The sequence below is a fragment of the Aquimarina sp. genome (assembly GCF_977115655.1).
In genome coordinates, this window is sequence record NZ_CDSBKO010000012.1 from 51,003 (window position 1) to 71,681 (window position 20,679).

Here is a 20,679-nt window from a genome sequence, read left to right on the forward strand (position 1 = left end):
GCATAAAGATCAACACTGATCTACTTTCTCTATATGTTTTAAAATTTCTTTGAGTTTTTCTACTGAAATTGGTTTAACAATATAATCACTTACATTATCAAAAGATTTGGCTCTTAAAATATCTTCGGGGTCTACTGATGATGAAACTACATAAATTATAATTTTCTTTTTACAAGGAACTTTAGTAAACTCTTCTAAAAATTGTATCCCGTCAAGTATTGGCATATTCAAATCCAGTAAAATCACATCTGGTAATTTTTCATTGGCAGAAATAATAGCTTTTATATTATTTAATGCTTCTTCTCCATTACGAAAAACCATAAAGTTTTTACAAAAACCAACAAGCTCCATTATTTTTTTAATCCCAAATACAAAAATTGGATCATCGTCAATAATACAGGCTATATCAATTTTTTTCATATTTCATATATATTTTAAAAACAGTTCCTTTATTTACTTTACTCTCCACTTCTATTTTCCCTCCCATTGCTTCTACCTGGTTTTTTGCTATAAACAAACCAATGCCCCTGGCTTCTTTATTATGATGAAAAGTTTTGTACATCCCAAATAGTTTTGCTCTGTGTTTTTTTAAATCTATACCCAATCCATTATCTGCAATGCTTAACACTACAAACCCCTCTTTTATACTACTGCTTAAAGTAACATAACTATCTCTTTGATTTGAGCTATATCGTATACCATTGGTAATAAAATTAAGCAAAATACTATCCAGGTATGCCGGTATCCCCAAAACCTTAATATCTGGCTGTACTTCGTTACTAATTTTTATTTTCTTTTCTTTTGCTATGGCCGAAACACTTTTGATCACTTTGCCTATTGTGTTATGCAAATTTAATCCTGCTAAATTTTCATCGACAGAAGAGTTCATTAAAACAACTTCACTTAAATGCGCTATGGTTTCGGTAAGGTTATCTGATGCTGTTCTAAAAAGCTGTATAATTTCATTATCTTCAACATCCGGGTTTTCCTGAATAAATAAATCCAGGAGCATCTGAAAATTTCCGGAATGTGACTTAAGGTTATGCGAAACTATATGTGCAAAGTTCTTAAGTCTATTATTTTGATCTTTGGCAAGTACCAACCATGATTTTAAATCTTTTTCTGCTTTTTTAATTTCGCTAATATCTACTGCTACCCCCAAGTACCCAGTAGTTATGTTGTTTTCTTTTATTGGTGACACTGTTACTTGAACAGGAAAACAGGTTCCGTCCTTTCTTACGTTTGTCCACTCCCTTACATCGTATTCTTGTCTGTTTAACAATGCTGTAAAAAACTCAAAACCTTTGATCTCCTTGCTTAGCAACAAGGATAGTTCTTTTCCTCTTTTTTCTACTTCTTCTTTTTGAAGAAATTTTAAAGGGGTTTCTTTTAATAGCACTTCCTCTTTGGCATATCCCAATAAGTTTTCTGCTCCTTTATTAAAAGTAGTTATTAAGCCATCTTTATCTGTACCTATTATAATTACCTGAGTAATATCATCTATTATACTTTTTAGTTTACCCAGTGTATTTTGTAATTTTTCTCTGGCTTCAATTTTATGGCTTATATCTGCAATTTGCGCAATAAAATAAGAAGGTATATCATTTTCGTTTTTAGCAACCGATACAGACATATCTACATGTATGATCTCTCTGTTTTTATGAAAACATCTCTTTTCGATCTGGTGGTATACTCTTTCTCCTGTAAAAAGCAATTGAAACATTTTTTCGCTGTTTTCCATATCATCCGGATGAATAATATCTTTAAAAGCTAATTTTGTTAGTTCTGTATCAGAATATCCCAAAATTTCACAAAGTTTATAATTTACTTTTGTAAAGTATCCATTTTCATCAAACATTAGCATCCCAATCGCAGCATTTTCAAAATTTCTTCTAAACATATCTTCACTAATTCGCAATCTAATTTCTGTTTCTTTTGCTTTGGTAATGTCTGATGTGTGCATTAAGATACCGCCTATTTTATTTTCATCGGTATACCATGGTCGCAGCTCCCAGGTAAGCCACTGTACAGACCCGTCTAATCTCTCAAAACGATCTTCTTCGCTTTTTAATATTTCTCCGTTAAGACATCTTCTATGATCGTCTTTCCATTTTTCTATAATTTCAGGAAAAATATCATAATGTGATTTTCCTATAATATTACTTTCTTTAATACTATAGTCTTGATACCATTTTTGAGAGACTGCCAAATAGCACATATTTGTATCTAACATAGCTATAGCGCTAGGTGCTTGTTGCACAAACAACTTACTTTTTTCTAAATCTTTTTTGGCTTTTGTTATTTCCTGGTATGAACCTATCATCCATTCGGGATTTCCGTTAGAATCCCAACTCACCACTTTGCCTCTGTCCAACACCCATATCCATTCTCCATTTTTATGTTTCATTCTGGCTTCACATTCATAAAAAGGTGTTTTTTTTGCAAAATGATCTTGTAAAAGCTGATTGGATTTTTCTAAATCTTTGGGGTGTGTATATTTTGTCCAGGTATCTATAGATAGTGGTTCTAATTCTGCCAGTGTATGTCCTGTAATACTAGCCCACCTTTCATTAAAAATGGCCTCTCCTGTTTTAACATTCCACTCCCACGTACCCAGATTTGTTCCTTCTATAATATGTTTGTATCGTTCTACTTGTCGTTGCAGCCTTAATTCTGCTTTTTTTAATTTGGTAACATCTATGTGCGTCCCCAACATTCGTTTAGGTTTTCCTTTATCATCTCTTATTACCAAACCTCTGCATTGAATCCATACGGTATGCCCTTTTTTATGCCTGTATCTTACAATTTGATCAAATGGATATGATGGATCTTTACAATGTTTGGCAAAATTACTGTATACTTGTTTTAGGTCTTCTTTATTAATAATATCTTGCCATGCCGAAGATTTATGAGACTTCTCTTTGGGATTATATCCTAATGTTGTCCAAAATTTAGGGTTCATCCATTCATTATCGGGGCTATCTAAATCCCAAAACCAAAGTCCGTCAAGACCTGCCTGTTGAATAAAATCAAAAATTAAATCATCTTTTTTGATAAGATCGTACAACTCCTTTTTAAGGTAATTTTCTTTTATATTCTCTACATTTTGGGAACTATTAATCCTTTCCATAATCCTTTATAAAAATTGCGGGGTAAAACATATTGGAGTTTTATAAAGTTAGATATTAATTCTTTATTAACAAGGATCGGAAATCCGCAAAGTTTTTATGGATATACCTTAACCCTGCTTTCTCTCTTCTTAGATATGTTTTTGTTTGATTTTTGGATGTGCCATTAACATCCCTCTATATCTCCCAAAGGGATACATTATAGGGATATTTTTTTAAATAGGATACGACTTTTACTTTCGTTACCTTTTGGCTGTATAAACCGCTGGCTTTTCTTTTCTAAAAGAAAACAACCCCAATTTAACACGTAAAAAAACGGTAGTATAAATGGAATAAACATTATTGAAATATAAGCTTGCCTGTAAAAAACTCTTCTACAGTTACAACCGGAGGTTTGTTAACCGAAATCACATCTCCTGTGCTTCGTATTTCTACTTTTATAGATTGCTGTGGGTTTACTATAACCTTATTGGTCCCCCTGTGATAAACCGAAACATTTTTGGCTACTAAACTTTCTCCTTCAAATCTTCCTGTGCCGGAAGCTATAGTAATATTTAAAGTTTCTGTTGCCCCTTTTACAAAAAAGGAAGCTATACTGTTGCCTACTGCGGATACCGATGTATTGTTTATCTGGATATTAAAGGTACCGTTTGTGTTTTTGGTATCTTCGCCAAAATCCTCTGACAGTAATGTCAATGAGGGGTATTGTAATACTCCGTCTGAAGAAATATCAAACTGAGTATTACTTCGTATTTCGGTAATATTGGGAGCTGTAACAAAAATTTTTGTTTGGTTAAAATCCCTAAAAAAGCCACAATCATTAGTATCACTAAGGATTAAACGATCTTCTTGTACCACGGCAGAAACATCATTTAAAAGATTATCCCCTGTTTCAATTATAACCGAAGTTTCTACTCCTTCTTTTAGAACAAGTTCTATATTTGGATTTACCAAAATTCGATTAAAACCAGAAACTACAATCTCTTTTTTTACTATAGTACCCGTTCTTTGAAAGCAATCGGAAGCGTTTTCAGAATCGCAACCAAATAAAAGCAATATTCCTAAAATTATTATAATTCTACTCACAGTATATTTTTAAAAAAGGCTTTGACAATACTACCTTTATATTTTTTGTTTGTACATAAAACCAGACCAAGATAACTTACCTGTGTTTTTATAACCTATATCCTATTGAAAACTCCATTGCTTCTGCTTTTGCTGCATGAGATCTAACAGTTAAGGATCCAAATATATTTTTAGTAAAATGATACCGTACTCCTGCTCTAAGGTATATTTGTCCTTCAAAATCATAAGGATAGTATACATAATACCCTAATTGTGTTACTACCGAAATTTTATTTACTCTTAATTCATGCCCAAAAAACACCCCTACTCTTTTAGAGTCTTCTTCTCCTGTTGTTCCATCATTAAATCCTCCTGCTGCCCTGTAATCAATATATCTTGCCAGGGCTTTAGAAAAAAACACTTCTGTACCCAGCTGTAATGCACTTTTTTTGCTTAATCGTTTATCTGCATAGGCCGTAAAAGTATAAAAAGGAAATCGTCCTGATCCTACTATATCGCTTTCATTAACCCCGCTCCTAAAAATAAAGCCATACCCTACAGGCTCCGCTCCTTTAACGGCGTCTTTTTCTTTTTCTATGTATTCTGGATTATCCTCTTTCAGGTTATAGGTAATTCCTGCATTTATAAACAAAGTGTTTGTACTTTTATTTGGAGCTTTAGAGTTTCCGTTAGAATAATGAACTACTCCCAGTCCTGCCTGTACTCCTAATCCTTTAAAAATATTTTCTTTTTTAAGGTTTAATAATGCATACGTAGCACTGGATAAATGGGTGCCGTGCGCTATATTTCGATAGTTTTTATCTTCATCATAAGGGTTTGTACTATACCCTGCCCCCTGGCCTATTCTTAGTGTTACGTATCGTTTTAAGAAATAAAAATTATAATGAACAAATAATCCCAAATGCGTTCCTAAAAATTCATTATCCATATCCTGATATATAAATGAAACCCCATAATCGGGATAGTTATATAATCGTTGCCAGTTTTCTTCTCCAAATGTTTTACGTTGAAAAGACACTATCATCCCATAAGGGTGTCCTGTAATTAAATGAGAAATTCCCGGGTTGTGGTTTAGTATAGTGCCATAAAAATTATTAGCATCCAGGGTATAGCTATTTTTAGAATCTATCTGGGCATAGATACCAAGATGTACTATACAAAAAAGTAAACAGATCTTTTTTATCATCCGGCAAAAGTATGGCAGACCTTTAAGGTTTGCAAGGTCTTAAAGATATTTTTAAAAAACAGCTTCTGCAATCTTTTTTATATTATCAGATTTCCCCATTGAATAGTAATGTAATACAGGCACCCCATACTCCATTAATTCTTTGGATTGCTGTATTGCAAATTCTATCCCTACCTCACGAACTTGTTGGTTAGAACTACATTTTTCTACTGCTCTAACCAATTCATCCGGCATATCTAATTTGAATACTTGTGGTAACAACTGCAAATGTCTTTTTACTGCTACTGGTTTTATTCCTGGTATAATAGGTACATTAATCCCTGCTTTTTTTGCTTTTTCTACAAAATCAAAATATCTTTTATTATCAAAAAACATTTGGGTCACTACATAATTTGCTCCTGCATCTACTTTATCTTTTAATCTTCTAATATCAGAATCCATAGAGGGGGCTTCTATATGTTTTTCGGGATACGCGGCTACACCAACACAAAAATCAGATTTATTTCCGGTTTCTATTACTTCATGAAGAAATTGCCCATTGTTCATATTTACAATTTGTTTTACCAACTCGTTAGCATACGCATGCCCTCCTTTTGCAGGTGTAAAATATTTTTCTTCCTTCATAGCATCTCCCCGTAGTGCCATTACATTGTCAATTCCCAGATAATGGCAATCTACCAACAGATATTCTGTTTCTTCTTTGGTAAACCCTCCACATAAAACATGTGGTATTGCATCTACATTATACTTGTGGGTGATCGATGCACAAATCCCAACTGTACCGGGTCTCATTCTTGTTAATTTTTTATCCAGCAGACCTTCTCTGTCTATATAAATAAATTCTTCTCTTGAAGTAGTTACATCTATAAAAGGAGGTTTAAAATCCATTAACGGATCTATATTATCGTATAGCTCTTGTATGCTTCTTCCTTTTTGTGGTGGTATTAATTCAAAAGAAAATAAGGTTTTTCCTTTTGCATTTTTTATGTGGTCTGTTACTTTCATTGTAATCTATTATTCTTAATTGGTATTTCTTTTAATGTTTAGAGTTGATATTAACCTGTTTTATTTTAATTGACTATAGGTCATATTTATTTGTCCTAAATGATATATATCATGTTGTAGTATCCCTCTAATCATATATTCGTTCTTATATACTTTTCCTGCAACTTCTTCATGTCTCCATTCCTCTGTTTTTTTCTTAAGCAATTCACATATTACATTTTGAGTTCCTACCAGTTCTTTAATAACCTCTTTCTTTTGCTTTTCTGTAGAGATAAAGACGTCTTTTCTCCAGTCTTGTTCGGTATTTAATTTAATATCAAAAGTTTTGTTTTCTTTTAGTTTTTCAATAACAAATATTCTCCAATCTACAAGGTGGTATACTAACTCTAAAATGGAATGAGATGCCTTTTCTGGTTTTTTATTCCAAAATAACAATGGTATATCCTGTAACGATTTTAATATTGAAGTACCAAACCAAGGTTCTCCTTCGAAAACTTCATTGTATTGAATTATGCTATCCTCTATACTCATAGATTTTTATATGAATTTAATCCAGTATATTTGGGCTCAACCATTTTTTTGCATACTCAAAGTCTATCTCTTTTCGTTCTGCAAAGTCTTTTACCTGATCTTCTTTTATTTTTCCTAATCCAAAATATCTGGCTTCGGGATTTGCAAAATAATATCCGGATACGGATGCAGCAGGCCACATTGCCATGCTTTCGGTTAACTCTACTCCTATTCGTTCTTTTACTTTGAGTATTTCCCAAATAGTTATTTTTTCGAGATGATCGGGGCAAGCAGGATATCCTGGCGCCGGGCGAATACCTTTATACGCTTCTTTTATTAATTCATCATTGCTTAAAGTTTCCTCATTTGCATATCCCCAATCTTCTTTTCTTACTTTTTTATGTAAGTATTCTGCAAATGCTTCTGCTAATCTGTCTGCCAGTGCTTTAATCATGATAGAATTATAATCATCCAGATTTTTTTCAAAAGCTTCTGCCAGGTCTTTTGTTCCAAACCCTGTTGTAACACAAAAGCACCCTATATAATCCTGAAATCCACTTTCTTTTGGTGCTATAAAATCTGATAACGCAAAATTAGGTTTGCCTGCATGTTTTTTTAATTGCTGACGAAGAGTCCTAAATACAAAACCTCCTTCTTCAGTAGTTACTTCTATATCATCATCATTAACTGTATTTGCTTCAAAAAGACCATAAATGGCTTTGGCTCCTAACAATTTCTCATCTAACACTTTTTTTAATAGCTCTTTGGCGTCTTTAAATAAAGAGGTTGCTTGTTCTCCTACTATCTCATCGGTTAAAATAGCGGGATATTTACCGTGTAAATCCCAGGATCTAAAAAAAGGAGTCCAGTCTATATAAGATTCCAATTTTTTCAAATCAAATTCTGTTAGTACCTGAATCCCCAGTTGGTTTGGTTTTACAATTTCAGAAGTCTCCCAATCTATTGTGTATTTATTTTTTCGAGCTTCATTAATGCTCAAATATTCTTTTTGCTTTGTTCTTTTTAAGAATCCTTCTCTAAACTTATCGTAGTCTTCTTTTAAGTCTCCTATATATTTTTGATTACTTCTTTTATTTAACAAATCCCCTACTACGGTTACTGCTCTGGATGCATCATTAACATGTACTACGGCATTTTTATATTGCGGATCAATCTTAACTGCGGTGTGTGCTTTGGAGGTGGTTGCTCCACCAATTAACAATGGGATATTAAAATTTTTACGTTCCATTTCTTTTGCAAGATGCACCATCTCATCTAAAGAGGGTGTTATCAAACCGCTTAAACCAATAATATCTACTTGTTCATCGATAGCTGTTTGAATAATCTTTTCTGGTGGCACCATAACTCCAAGATCCACAATCTCATAATTATTGCATCCTAATACTACAGATACAATATTTTTGCCTATATCATGTACATCTCCTTTTACTGTGGCCATCAGGATACGTCCATTTGTCCCATTACCTTCTACTGGTTTGGGATTCTTCTTTTTCTCTTCTTCAATATAAGGTAATAAATGCGCTACTGCTCTCTTCATCACTCTTGCAGATTTTACTACTTGTGGCAAGAACATTTTACCAGAACCAAAAAGGTCTCCCACAACATTCATCCCTATCATTAGATTTCCTTCAATTACTTCGATAGGTTTGTTTGCTTTTTGCCTTGCTTCTTCAACATCTTCTACAATATATTGATCGATCCCTTTTACCAAAGCCCGGGTGATTCTGTCCTGCAAAGGTTCTTCCCGCCAGGAAAGATCTACAACTCTTTCTTTACTGGTTCCTTTTACAGATTCTGCCAGATCTAATAATCTTTCTGTAGCATCGTCTTTTCGATCCAGAATAACATCTTCAACATGTTCTAAAAGATCTTTAGGGATATCATCATATACTTCGAGCATTGCGGGATTTACAATCCCCATATTCATTCCTGCTTTGATTGCATGGTACAAAAACACAGAGTGCATTGCTTCTCTAACTCTATCGTTTCCTCTAAAAGAAAAGGAAACATTACTTACTCCTCCACTAACACTACAGTGAGGCAGGTTTTCTCTTACCCATCGTGTTGCTTCGATAAAGTCGATAGCGTTTCTACGATGTTCTTCCATCCCGGTTGCTACAGGAAAAATATTTAAGTCAAAAATTATATCTTCGGGAGGAAAATTAACCTGATCTACCAGTACATCATAGGATCTTTTTGAGATTTCTATACGCCGTTCATAATTATCTGCCTGTCCTACCTCATCAAAAGCCATCACAATTACTGCTGCCCCATATCGCTTTATTTTTTTTGCATGTGCAACAAATTCTGCTTCTCCTTCTTTAAGACTTATTGAGTTTACGACGCATTTTCCTTGCACTACCTGTAGTCCTGCCTCGATGATATCCCACTTAGAGCTATCGATCATAATAGGTACTCTGGCAATATCAGGCTCTGCCATAATAAGATTAAGAAATCGTATCATTGCTTCTTTACCATCGATCAAGCCGTCATCCATATTAATGTCGATCACCTGGGCTCCCCCTTCTACCTGATGTCTGGCTACATCCAAAGCTTCGTCAAACTTTTCTTCTTTAATTAATCGTAAAAACATACGTGATCCCGCTACATTGGTACGTTCTCCTACATTAATAAAGTTAGTTTCTGCTGAAACTATCATGGGTTCCAAACCAGAAAGTTTTAAATATTTTCTGGTTGATTGTTTAGAGTTGTCGGTTGATAGGTTTTGTGATTTATTTTCTATCATGATGCACATTTTTTATAATAGTTGATAAATCCATTTAATAATTTTTTACATTTTAAAATTTGGGCTAACAGAATCTGATGCTGTTTTATTTCAAAATAATTTTGATCCAAAGCCAAATAGGATTGTGTTTCTAATTCATACAATGAACCTCTTGAAATATGTAAAAACTGAAGTGTATCTGCAGAAGTTCTTCTTCCGCATCCCTCAGCGATATTTGACGGTATTGAAATCGCACTTCTTCTCATTTGATTTGTTAATCCATATAATTCATCCTTAGAAAACGTTTTTGTAATTTCATAAAGATTATTAACTAATATTCTTGACTTCTTCCAAACTTCTGACTCTTTATACTCCATAATCTATCCACTAAAAACTATCCACAGTCAACTGTCTGGGTTTATACTTTTTCGCCAAATCTGCTATTGCTTTTATATGTTCTGGAGTGGTCCCGCAGCATCCCCCTATAATGTTCACCAAATTTTTCTCCATATATTCTTTGATTTGTTCTGCCATTTGCTCTGGTGTTTCGTCATATTCTCCAAATGCATTTGGTAATCCTGCATTTGGGTGTGCCGATACTGCAAAGTTTGCTTTTTGGGCAAGAACTTGAAGGTGCGGGGTTAATTGATTTGCCCCCAAGGCACAATTAAATCCCACAGATAACATTGGGATGTGGGATACTGAAATCAAAAAAGCTTCAGCGGTTTGACCGGATAATGTTCTGCCACTGGCATCTGTTATAGTACCACTTACCATAATCGGGACTTTTATATTTCTTTCGTCTTTTACTTCTTCAATTGCAAAAAGTGCTGCTTTGGCATTTAGGGTATCAAAAATAGTTTCTACCAATAAAATATCTGCTCCCCCATCCAATAATGCTTCTACTTGCTGTTTGTAGGCTATCCTTAACTCATCAAAAGTTACTGCTCTGTACCCGGGATCGTTTACATCTGGTGACATACTTGCGGTTCTGTTTGTAGGGCCAATAGATCCTGCTACAAAACGGGGTTTATGTGGTTCTTTTGCTGTAAATTGTTCTGCTACTTCTTTGGCTATTTTTGCAGATTGGTAATTAAGTTCATATACTAGTTCTTCCATGTTATAATCTGCCATAGCAATTGTAGTTCCTGAGAAAGTATTGGTTTCTACAATATCTGCGCCTGCTTCAAAATATAAACGATGTACTTGTTTTATTGCTTCTGGTTGTGTAATACTTAGTAAATCGTTGTTGCCTTGTACGGGCACCGGCCAGTCTTTAAAGCGTTCTCCCCTAAAATCTTCTTCGGTAAATTTATGTCTTTGCAGCATGGTTCCCATAGCTCCATCCAGAACAAGGATTCTTTCTTTTAATATTTCATTTATATCTTTCATATACCCACTTTAATATTTTGATTACCTCTAATACTATCCAACTTTTACAAATTCAAATACCAAATTGTTGAAAATAACAAAATGCGTCCTTTTTAAAAAGGAAATATTAATGTGTATCAAGAAAAACAAATGGAAAAAATAGCCAAGCTATGTGTCTTCGTTATCTATACCGTTTAACGGATAGAATGTAGCACCTTCTTTAACAGGTAAAGGGTTGCTAAGGTTTCACAGGGTCTATTCCCTCCACCTTTCTTGATAACAATTAATATGATTATGAACTAAAAAAGCATCGTTTGCTAATCTGGATACAAATAAAAGACATAGCTATTTGTTATGCAAGTTTATTTACTGATTTATGCAGTAACAATAAAAAATTAATATTATCTGGTTAAGACTTTAGGTTTTTATTGCTTCGAGATACCAGATCCACGACTGCTTTTTTTTAATATTGAATATCTTTAAAATGATCTTTAACCCGGATTATCAAATAATTTTCGAGGCAGAGCCAATTACCTTGAGGCAATTCTGTGAGGCATTCAGCAAAAAGCTTCTTTTCTATTTTGAGGCAAGCCAGGGGATCAGACTCCACAATGTAAAAAAACAACCAAAATCCTGAGAGTTACTTATTTTATTGTGTTTCTAATTATTTTGTTTATAGCAACAAAATAATAACCAAAAAAAAGAGGTCTGAAAAGTAATTTTAAATAAAAATTTATTTGAAAACATTAATAATAACTTCTCAAAAACTCTTTGTTTCTTTCTGTAAAATCTTCTTTTATAATTAGTTAAAAAATCGCAATAGAAAAAGAGGATGTCTGAAAAGTCAAACATCCTCTTTTAAACAAAGATTATTTTTTTTTACATTATCTACTCCAACTAGATCCTCCAAATCCTCCTGTTACACTTACCCGGGTCATTTTATTAGCTCCGTCCATTTTCAATTGTAAGGTTCCGTTTCCATTAGCATTTCCTTTAGGGACATCTGCCCAGTTCAGGTATATATTGTTGCCTATTTTGGTTCCATATCCTACATTTGCCCAAGCTGGTCGCCCTGATGTAAAATGACGTTCTCCAAACCACACTACACGGCTTCCTACTTGTCTTACATAATAATACCCCCCATCATTGGCATACCATCTTGCGGTTAGGTTATTGATATCATTACGCACTCCAAATCCGGCAGTTCTGGTTCCCGGAAGATTTAAAGGGAGTGTCGATTTTGTCCATACCGATCCCCCAAAGTTATTACCCGAGGTTTTAGTGATCTTGGTACTATTATAATTAACGGTTAATTTTAGTTCTCCTGATCCTTGTATTTTGCCTTTTGGCACATCATAAAAATTACCTGTTATTTTGTCTCCATCCAGCTTTCCTTTAAATATATTAGCCCATGATCCACTTGGATGTTCTCCAAACCAATATACATCGGTTCCTATATGCCTGATATAATAATGCCCTCCGTCGTTTGCTTTGTAATACCCGCTCATGTTTGGTACTGTACCACATATTTTTTTATACATTCTTGAAACTCCTATTTTATCCCACGCAGACAGCGCTGTACGCTGTACGCTATAGGTGCTTCCATCTTTTTTGGTTATGGTAGGGTTTCCGTTTTTAGAAAATGCATAGGAATCATACATCATAATACTACCAAAATCTAAGGTTGGTGAATATTCGTCTCCATCTTCTCCCCTTTCCACATAGGTTTTAAAGTTGTGTTCTTTTCCTGCTTGTATGTTAGCAAAATTGATATTTACATAGGTATTTCTATCTTTTCTGCTTTGCTCATGCCATAATCCAATGGCATGTCCTATCTCATGTATAGTATTACCGGTAGAACATCCATCTGCTAAATTAATATTTTGTTTTCCTCCTGTACGCCCAACACTAGATGAGCAACCGCTTCCTTTACGAAAATTCACATAAGCAGCCTGAGTGGTTCGTTTTATAAACTGAAGATTGGTTTTACTTTCCCAATGTGCAATGGCATCATACACTCTATCCTTATTAGGCAAAGTGCTCTCTATAGTATAATACACTACACAATTTGGCCAAAGACTGCTAACCCTGCCTGTACTTTTGGTTTGGTTTTGAAGCTCTTCTGGCGTAATAAGTATATCTCCTTCAAATACGTATAAATCATCCATTTTTTCTACGGTCAACTGCTGCCCCTGATAGGTTATTTCAGTAATTTCACCTGTTCTTTCAGGAAAAGCTTTTTCGGTTATATCTTTTTCTTGTGTGGCAACAATTTCTTCGGAAGTTTCTTCTGTGACAAGCTCTTTTTCGCAATTGGTAAATACTAATAATACCCCCAGTAATAAAGTTGAAATACTCGATTTCAACCAAAATGTTTTTAGTTTCATGTTGTTAGTTTTTATGGTTTTAATTTTTTGTGTAAAAAATAATTATACTGATGACTTATGAATTGATGTTCCGGAAATCAATTATATATTTTTCAAAATTAGGATACCTAAAAGACATATAGCAGAGGTGAAAAACCCTTTGCAAACAGGCTAATAACGGAAACTTTACGGGGCTTTATACCCTAATATTATTAGTAGTCTGTATAGAGATCATAAAAACAAAGGTTGTCCAAAACAGACAACCTTTATAAGACATATATACATTATTTTATTATCTGCTCCAGCTCGATCCTCCAAATCCTCCTGTAGAATGCACCTTCGTTATATGGTTAGCATCATCAATACTTCCCCGCAATATCCCACTACTATTTGCTCCTCCTTTGGGGACGTCTACCCAATCTAACCATAACTGACTGTAAAAACGACTTCCATAAGCTATGTTAGACCATGCTGGTTGCCCTGATATAAAGTTTCGTTCTCCAAACCATATTATCTGGTTGCCTATTTGCCGTATATAATAATACCCTCCATCATCACCTGTCCATCTGCCGGTTAGGTTATTGATATCATTTCTAACTCCAAATCCTGCCGGACGTGCACCGGGAAGATTTGCCGGCTTTGTAGTTTTTATCCAGACCGATCCTCCAAAATTATTTCCTAAAGTTTTACTAAGAATTACTCCATTATAAAGAACCGATATTTCTAAAGTTCCGGAACCTGCTATTCTTCCTTTAGGAACATCATAGAAATATCCTGTAATTTTATTTCCTTCTATTTCTCCCTTAAACACATTTGCCCAATTTCCTGATGGGTGTTCTCCAAACCAAAATATTTTATTGCCTATATGCCTGATATAATAATGCCCTCCATCATTAGCTTTGTAATAGCCATTTATGTTAAGGGGCATCTTGGCAGAAGTCACTTCTTTTAACGAGTCTGCAATTTTTTCTTGTGATACTTTTATATCTTCTGATATTTCTATAGTATCGTATCCTTCTTCTTTTTCACAATTTATAAACAATAGTATGCTACTTAGTAGTATCACTAAAATGCTGTATCTTAATTTTATCGTTTTCATTTTTATTTTATTTAGTGTTTTCAGCTTAATTATGTAATAGATTTTATACTAGATTTACAATCTATTGCCCCCTATTTTACCACCATATACATAGTATAATATTTTCTGGTCTACCTCAAAAATATATTAGTACCGTATAAGAAAACAGAGGTAAAGACCCCATTTTACATAGGGAATAGACTAGAATTATGAGAGGTAAAACACCTTTTTTAAAGAAAGGGCACAGGTTGGTGAGACCGCCTTAATTTCTAACCAAAAGGTATTTGTATACAATCTCCATAAGCTTTGGGTTGATACGATGAAGGTTCTAAGGGTTATTTATATGTTTCGAAGGACCTAGAAAGGCAATGTCATTAAGTTAAGCTGTATCTTTTTGAGGATTAAACATCTGTAAAAGCAAAATATCCCTTTACACTCATCATGGATTCTAGCTTACGCTGGAAATGACAAGCAGAAAATATTGTGTTTTGGTTATTTTGTCATTCCGTTGAAGAACGGAATCCATCATTAAAAATCTTTAAATCAATAGTTTAAATTCTTAACTTAATAATATTGCCGCCTAGAAAGGGTTTCGAACTGATAATTTATCAAATAAAAGGGTCAAAATATCGATTCTAAGCTCTTTGGGATCTATTAGAACCCTCACTATATGGGTAGTTCTCTTTATTGAACCTACACTGTGCTATAACTACTTTTAAAAAGATGTCTTTTACATATCGACACGTATACAACAACTATTTATGAAGGAATTAATGGCAAACAGAAATTGGTGGGAAAAGAACTGGAAATGGTTATTACCAAGTATAGGAATACTAGCTTGTATATCTGTATTCTTTATGATCACGGGTAATGCTACGTATAGATATGGTTCTGTTATTGCACAACCAGCATTAACAAACAATGCTTTAGAGATAGTTAAAAAAAATAATCACGTGGCAGAAAAACCAGGCGATTTATCTCCTGTTGATTTTTCTTTTATTAGAAGGTGAAGTTGCCTATAGTAACCATAACCGCATAGTTACTCTTACTGTTGGAATTAGAAGCACAAAAGGAAAGGCCAAAATGGATATTCTGGCACATAAAAATGGGTTACACCGGGACTATCAAAAAATTACGGTAAGAATAAAAAAGCCTACAAAGGAAACTATTATAGTTTTAGAGTAGTATATCAGGATTCTGGCGCGAGCTCTATTTCAAGTCCGTCTAATTCTGGGGTAATCGGGATTTGACATCCTAATCTACTATTATCTTCTACATAAAAAGCTTCTGCTAACATTAAATCTTCATCCTGACCCATCTCTGGTAATTGATGATCTGATAAAATATAGCATTGACAGGAAGCACACATTGCCATACCACCACAGGTGCCTTCAACTGGTAATTCATAAGCTTTACAAACTTCCATCAGATTCATAGCCATATCTGTTGGTGCTAATACTTCATGTACTACTCCTTCTCTATCTTTTATTTTTATAGTAATGTCTGACATATCCTTCTTTTTTTGTTGTACAAATATAAGTAAAGACCTCACAGGTTTAAAGCCTGTGAGGTCAAAAATATAATTTTTTAGTTACTAATTAATTGCTTTCACAACTTCTTTTTTAGCTTCTTTTTTGGTACCGTCAAATCCTTCTACTCCTCCTACTGTTGTATATTTCATTACATACTTTTTATCCGGGTGGATTCTTTGGTATGCACTTTGACACATAATTGCTGCTTCGTGAAAACCTGAAAGAATTAGTTTTAGCTTTCCTTTATATGTATTTACATCTCCTATAGCATAAATACCTGGTATATTGGTTTGATAATCGTAAGAATTATCTACTTTGATTGCATTTTTTTCTATTTCTAACCCCCAATCTCCTATTGGCCCTAATTTTGGGGATAATCCAAATAGCGGGATAAAGTAATCTGTTTCAAAGTGAATATACCCTTTGGTATTATGTTTAATACCAACTGCGGTTAAATGATCTTCTCCTTTTAATTCTTTTACTTCTGCTTCTGTAATTAAGTTTACTTTACCTAATTTGGAAAGCTCTGCTACTCGTTCTACAGAATCTAAAGCTCCTCTAAATTCGTTTCGCCTATGCACCAAAGTTACTTCGCTTGCTACATCTGCCAGAAAAATAGACCAATCCAGGGCAGAATCTCCTCCTCCTGCTATAACTACTCTTTTATCTCTGTACACTTCTGGATCCCGTATAATATATGCTACTCCTTTGTCTTCAAAATCTGTGATATTCGGGATAGGGGGTTTACGTGGTTCAAAAGAGCCTAATCCCCCTGCAATAGCTACTACCGGTGCATTATGTTTGGTTCCTTTATTTGTGGTTACCAAAAATGTACCATCTTCTAGTTTTTCGATAGTCTCTGCTCTCTCTCCTAATGTAAATCCAGGCTCAAAGGGTTTTATTTGCTCCATTAGATTACTCACCAAATCTCCTGCAAGTATTTCTGGGAACCCAGGAATATCATATATTGGTTTTTTAGGGTATATCTCTGAGCATTGCCCTCCTGGTTGTGGTAATGCATCTATAAGATGTGTTTTTAACTTAAGTAATCCTGCTTCAAAAACAGTAAATAATCCTGTTGGCCCTGCTCCGATTATTAAAATATCAGTCTTTATCATTTGCAACTTCTTTTTTTCCTATTAATCCTTTGGTGAATTCGTTTAGTGTTTCTACTTTTTCTTCGAAATCCCCTTTTATTGTTTTTCTGTATTCGTTTAAATTTTTAACTAAATCGTCAATATTTTCAGGTATTACTTCTTCAAAAAACTGACGTAGTCGTTTGGCAGTGGTTGGTGACTTTCCGTTAGTAGAAATCGCCACTTTTACACTTCCCTTGGTTACAATTCCTCCCATATAAAAATCACAATATGGCGGGTTGTCTGCTACATTAACCAATATGCTTTTCTTCCTACAGTCTTTGTACACTTGTATATTAACTTTTGGAATATCTGTAGTAGCTATTACAATATGCTTTCCTTTTAGAAAGCGTTTGTTATATTTTTTATGTATCCTTTGCACTCCAAATTTTTCTGCCAATGCTATTGTATTATCTCTATACACAGGAGATACTATAGTTACATTTGCATCCGGACTGGATTTTAATAAGAACGTAAGTTTTTCTTCGGCTACATTACCTCCTCCTACTATAAGTACTTCGAGGTTTTTAACTTTTAGAAAAACCGGATATAAATTATTTCTTTCTTCCATCACAAAGGGATATTGATCTATCAAGATACTATTTCTTCTTTTATCTCTTTATAGACAGAAGCAATTTTTACTTTTTTATTAACAACTTCTCCTATCACAATAATTGCCGGAGAGGATAGTTTTTTTTCTTTAACTACTTGTTCTATTGTTTTTATCGTTCCGAATCCAAAATGTTCATTTTTAGTGGTTCCATTTTGAATAATTGCTACAGGAACGTCCTGTTTGTTTTCGGCTGCAAAGATACTAACTATTTCACTTAACTTACTCATCCCCATCAAAATTACCACAGTTGCATTTGATTTTGCTGCCAGGCATACGTCCTGTGATAATTTGTGGGATTTTGTTGTTCCCGTAATCACCCAAAAGCTTTCTGAGGAACCTCGTTTTGTTAAAGGTATTCCTTGATATGCTGGTACTGCCAATGAGGAAGATATCCCGGGAACCATATTAGTTTCTATATCAAACTGTCCTACATAGTCTATTTCTTCTGCTCCCCGACCAAAAATAAATGGATCTCCTCCTTTTAATCGTACTACATGTCCATGGCTTTTGGCCCTGCTAACGATCAATTCATTAATTTGCTCTTGCTGGTATGCATAGCATCCTTTTCTTTTACCAACAAAAATTTTTTCTGCTTTAGGAGCATAGTTCAATAAACTCTCGTTAATGAGTGCATCATACAACACCACATCAGCAGACTCTAAAGCTTTAATGGCTTTGAGTGTTATCAGATCCGGATCTCCTGGCCCTGCCCCTACTACTGTTAATTTTGGTGTTTTATCAATCATGTTTTATTTTAAGCGTTTTCTACCTCGATTGCCCTAAATTCCTGTACTTTTTTCAAAAATTGTTTTGCACTTTTAATATAATCTACTGCAAAATCTTTTGTTGGAGCATTTTTTTGAAGCTGGTATATTAAATCTGAAAATGTACCGCTTAGATTTATTTTACCATTTGCTACAAATTCTTCATCAAACTGACTTATAATACCTGCATGTGTATTGGTTTTTTTATTTTCTGCCAACAATAATGCCTTTGCCGAATTTATTAAAGAGCTATATGCGTGATAAACTGCATCAGAATACACTTCATTATCAAAAGATATTTCAGCATTTTCTATTTTTTCTTCGCTTTCTAAAAACAGGGTAGCAATTAGATCAATAACTACTCCTGCACACTCTCCAACTCCTATTGCTTGTATATATTCTTCTTGTGTTCCCCAATCGATAAAATCTTGTTGTGTAAGATTATCTATATTGGACAGATCGGTAAGGAAATCGTAAAAGTATTTTTCTCCTTTTTCTGCATAATAATCAACAAAAAGCTTTCCTTCTGCATTTGCTTCATAATCATCTAAAATCCTGCGTAATGCTTCTGGCCCTCTTCTGCTTGGTATTTTGACTACTTTATCTGCAAAACGACCTTTACCGTCTCCCAGATTTCCCCCTCCTAATAATACTTGTAATGCTGGTGCTACTAATTTATCTTTAGTACGGATTGACATTCCTTGAAAACCAATATTTGCCATGTTGTGCTGCCCACAAGCATTCATACACCCGCTAATTTTAATCACCAAATCTTCTTTTTCAAGATATTGCGGATATTCTGTTTTTATAACTCTTTCCAGCTCTTCAGCTATACCTGTACTACTGGCTATACCCAGATTACAAGTATCTGTTCCGGGACATGCAGTTATATCTACGGCTTTATTATATCCTGCTTCTACAAACCCTAATTTGGCTAATTCCTGATAAAAAAATGGCAAGGCATTTTCTTTAACAAAAGGGATTAAAATATTTTGGCGCAGAGACAGCCGAATTTCTCCTGCTGCATATTTTTCTACTAAGTCTGCCAACAATCTGGCTTTATCGGTATAAAAATCCCCTAGCAATACTTTTATTCCGATTGCTACATATCCTTCTTGTTTTTGAGCAATTACATTAGCAGATTTCCATAAATCATAAGCTTTTGTGTCTTTAATTTCAGTTTTTGGAACTTCTATTTCTTTTGGTGTTGAAGTTTTATAAGCTTCTGGATCAATCTCTACTGTTTTTTGTACTATTGCATTTTGCTCTGCCTCTACCAACTCTTTAAAAGCGTCCAGCCCTACATCTTTAATTAAAAATTTCATTCGGGCTTTGGCTCTGCTTTTACGCTCGCCATGACGATCAAATACTCTTAACACCCCTTCCATTAAAGGAATAATCTTGTCTGTTGGTAAAAAACCATATAACTCATCTGCATGTCTTGGTTGTGAGCCAAGACCTCCACCCAACATTACTTTAAATCCCCGTACCCCGTTTTCGATTTTGGCTATAAAACCAAGATCGTGCATATAGGATAATCCTGTATCCTCGTCTGTTCCTGAAAAGGACACTTTGAATTTACGCCCCATCTCCTGGCAAATAGGATTTCTTAAAAAGAAACGGAACAGTGCATCTGCATAGGGAGAGACATCAAAAGGTTCTTTTGGGTCGATTCCTGCTGTTTCTGATGCGGTTACGTTACGAACAGTATTACCACAAGCTTCTCTTAAAGTCACATCATCTTTTTCGAGCTCTGCCCATAGCTCTGGCGTTCTGTTAAGATCTACGTAGTGTATCTGTATATCTTGTCGTGTAGTAATATGCAGGCGACCTCTGGAATACTCATCGGATACTTCACAAATACGTCTTAATTGATTGCTCAATACTTTACCATAAGGTAATTTAATACGAATCATTTGTACTCCTTCCTGACGCTGACCATATACCCCCCGAGCTAAACGAAGGCTTCGAAACTTCTCTTCATCGATCTTACCATTATGAAATTGCTCTATTTTATTAGCTAATTCTATAATGTCTTTTTCTACAATTGGGTTTTCTATTTCGGTTCTAAAACTTTGCATCTCTTTTCGTATTTCTATCCTCAAAAAAGGACATAGTTATGACTTTTGTATGGTATATTTTACTTTAAAAAAAAGTT

At 34.3% G+C, this 20,679-nt stretch carries 17 protein-coding genes and 1 riboswitch; of the genes, 1 reads left to right on the forward strand and 16 read right to left on the reverse strand.

The annotated features are described in order from the left end of the window. Window positions 1-9: 9 nt before the first annotated feature. The 11 genes from ACZIYX_RS07180 to ACZIYX_RS07230 form a co-directional block, all read right to left on the reverse strand. Window positions 10-420, reverse strand: a complete 411-nt coding sequence (locus ACZIYX_RS07180; RefSeq protein WP_462681530.1) for a response regulator — start codon at window positions 418-420, stop codon at window positions 10-12. Next, entirely contained in the window at window positions 407-3,130 is a 2,724-nt protein-coding gene (locus tag ACZIYX_RS07185; protein WP_462681531.1) for a PAS domain S-box protein, read from the reverse strand. Before ACZIYX_RS07185 ends, ACZIYX_RS07180 begins: the two co-directional genes overlap by 14 nt. A 337-nt stretch (window positions 3,131-3,467) precedes the next feature. Continuing rightward, window positions 3,468-4,214, reverse strand: a complete 747-nt coding sequence (locus tag ACZIYX_RS07190; protein WP_462681532.1) for a head GIN domain-containing protein — start codon at window positions 4,212-4,214, stop codon at window positions 3,468-3,470. 88 nt (window positions 4,215-4,302) lie between these two features. Next, entirely contained in the window at window positions 4,303-5,400 is a 1,098-nt protein-coding gene (locus ACZIYX_RS07195) for an acyloxyacyl hydrolase (protein ID WP_462681533.1), read from the reverse strand. A 51-nt stretch (window positions 5,401-5,451) separates the two neighbouring features. Then, window positions 5,452-6,405 (reverse strand): methylenetetrahydrofolate reductase [NAD(P)H], encoded by a 954-nt coding sequence (gene metF / locus ACZIYX_RS07200; RefSeq protein ID WP_462681534.1) that lies wholly within the window; start codon window positions 6,403-6,405, stop codon window positions 5,452-5,454. 60 nt (window positions 6,406-6,465) lie between these two features. Next, on the reverse strand, window positions 6,466-6,936 hold the full coding sequence (locus ACZIYX_RS07205) for a DinB family protein (protein WP_462681535.1): 471 nt from the start codon (window positions 6,934-6,936) through the stop codon (window positions 6,466-6,468). A 16-nt stretch (window positions 6,937-6,952) separates the two neighbouring features. Further along, a complete protein-coding gene (gene metH / locus ACZIYX_RS07210; RefSeq protein WP_462681536.1) occupies window positions 6,953-9,682 on the reverse strand; it encodes a methionine synthase in 2,730 nt (909 codons plus the stop codon). Continuing rightward, window positions 9,679-10,038: a four helix bundle protein gene (locus tag ACZIYX_RS07215; RefSeq protein WP_462681537.1), complete on the reverse strand. Its 360-nt coding sequence runs from the start codon at window positions 10,036-10,038 to the stop codon at window positions 9,679-9,681. The genes metH and ACZIYX_RS07215 overlap by 4 nt, the downstream gene beginning before the upstream one ends. A 10-nt stretch (window positions 10,039-10,048) precedes the next feature. Further along, window positions 10,049-11,053 carry a homocysteine S-methyltransferase family protein gene (locus ACZIYX_RS07220; protein WP_462681538.1) on the reverse strand — a complete coding sequence of 335 codons (1,005 nt, stop codon included), beginning with the start codon at window positions 11,051-11,053 and terminating at the stop codon, window positions 10,049-10,051. Between the two features lie 157 nt (window positions 11,054-11,210). After that, window positions 11,211-11,315: riboswitch (SAM riboswitch) on the reverse strand. A gap of 601 nt (window positions 11,316-11,916) precedes the next feature. Continuing rightward, window positions 11,917-13,419, reverse strand: a complete 1,503-nt coding sequence (locus ACZIYX_RS07225; RefSeq protein ID WP_462681539.1) for a M12 family metallopeptidase — start codon at window positions 13,417-13,419, stop codon at window positions 11,917-11,919. 271 nt (window positions 13,420-13,690) lie between these two features. Continuing rightward, the gene (locus ACZIYX_RS07230; RefSeq protein ID WP_462681540.1) at window positions 13,691-14,497 is read right to left on the reverse strand and encodes a hypothetical protein; all 807 of its coding nucleotides are present in this window, start codon (window positions 14,495-14,497) and stop codon (window positions 13,691-13,693) included. A gap of 740 nt (window positions 14,498-15,237) precedes the next feature. Between ACZIYX_RS07230 and ACZIYX_RS07235 the strand changes: the two genes are divergently transcribed. Further along, on the forward strand, window positions 15,238-15,486 hold the full coding sequence (locus tag ACZIYX_RS07235) for a hypothetical protein (protein ID WP_462681541.1): 249 nt from the start codon (window positions 15,238-15,240) through the stop codon (window positions 15,484-15,486). A 179-nt stretch (window positions 15,487-15,665) separates the two neighbouring features. Here the strand turns inward: ACZIYX_RS07235 and ACZIYX_RS07240 are convergent, their stop codons facing one another. The 5 genes from ACZIYX_RS07240 to ACZIYX_RS07260 all read right to left on the reverse strand — a co-directional run bounded on the left by ACZIYX_RS07240 (window position 15,666) and on the right by ACZIYX_RS07260 (window position 20,602). Beyond that, the gene (locus tag ACZIYX_RS07240) at window positions 15,666-15,986 is read right to left on the reverse strand and encodes a 2Fe-2S iron-sulfur cluster-binding family protein (RefSeq protein ID WP_462681542.1); all 321 of its coding nucleotides are present in this window, start codon (window positions 15,984-15,986) and stop codon (window positions 15,666-15,668) included. 84 nt (window positions 15,987-16,070) lie between these two features. Further along, a complete protein-coding gene (locus ACZIYX_RS07245; RefSeq protein WP_462681543.1) occupies window positions 16,071-17,126 on the reverse strand; it encodes an NAD(P)/FAD-dependent oxidoreductase in 1,056 nt (351 codons plus the stop codon). Further along, a complete protein-coding gene (locus tag ACZIYX_RS07250; RefSeq protein ID WP_462681544.1) occupies window positions 17,113-17,715 on the reverse strand; it encodes a precorrin-2 dehydrogenase/sirohydrochlorin ferrochelatase family protein in 603 nt (200 codons plus the stop codon). Before ACZIYX_RS07250 ends, ACZIYX_RS07245 begins: the two co-directional genes overlap by 14 nt. A gap of 20 nt (window positions 17,716-17,735) precedes the next feature. Further along, window positions 17,736-18,503 carry a uroporphyrinogen-III C-methyltransferase gene (gene cobA, locus ACZIYX_RS07255; protein WP_462681545.1) on the reverse strand — a complete coding sequence of 256 codons (768 nt, stop codon included), beginning with the start codon at window positions 18,501-18,503 and terminating at the stop codon, window positions 17,736-17,738. A gap of 8 nt (window positions 18,504-18,511) precedes the next feature. Beyond that, window positions 18,512-20,602, reverse strand: a complete 2,091-nt coding sequence (locus ACZIYX_RS07260; protein WP_462681546.1) for a HEPN domain-containing protein — start codon at window positions 20,600-20,602, stop codon at window positions 18,512-18,514. Window positions 20,603-20,679: the final 77 nt, after the last annotated feature.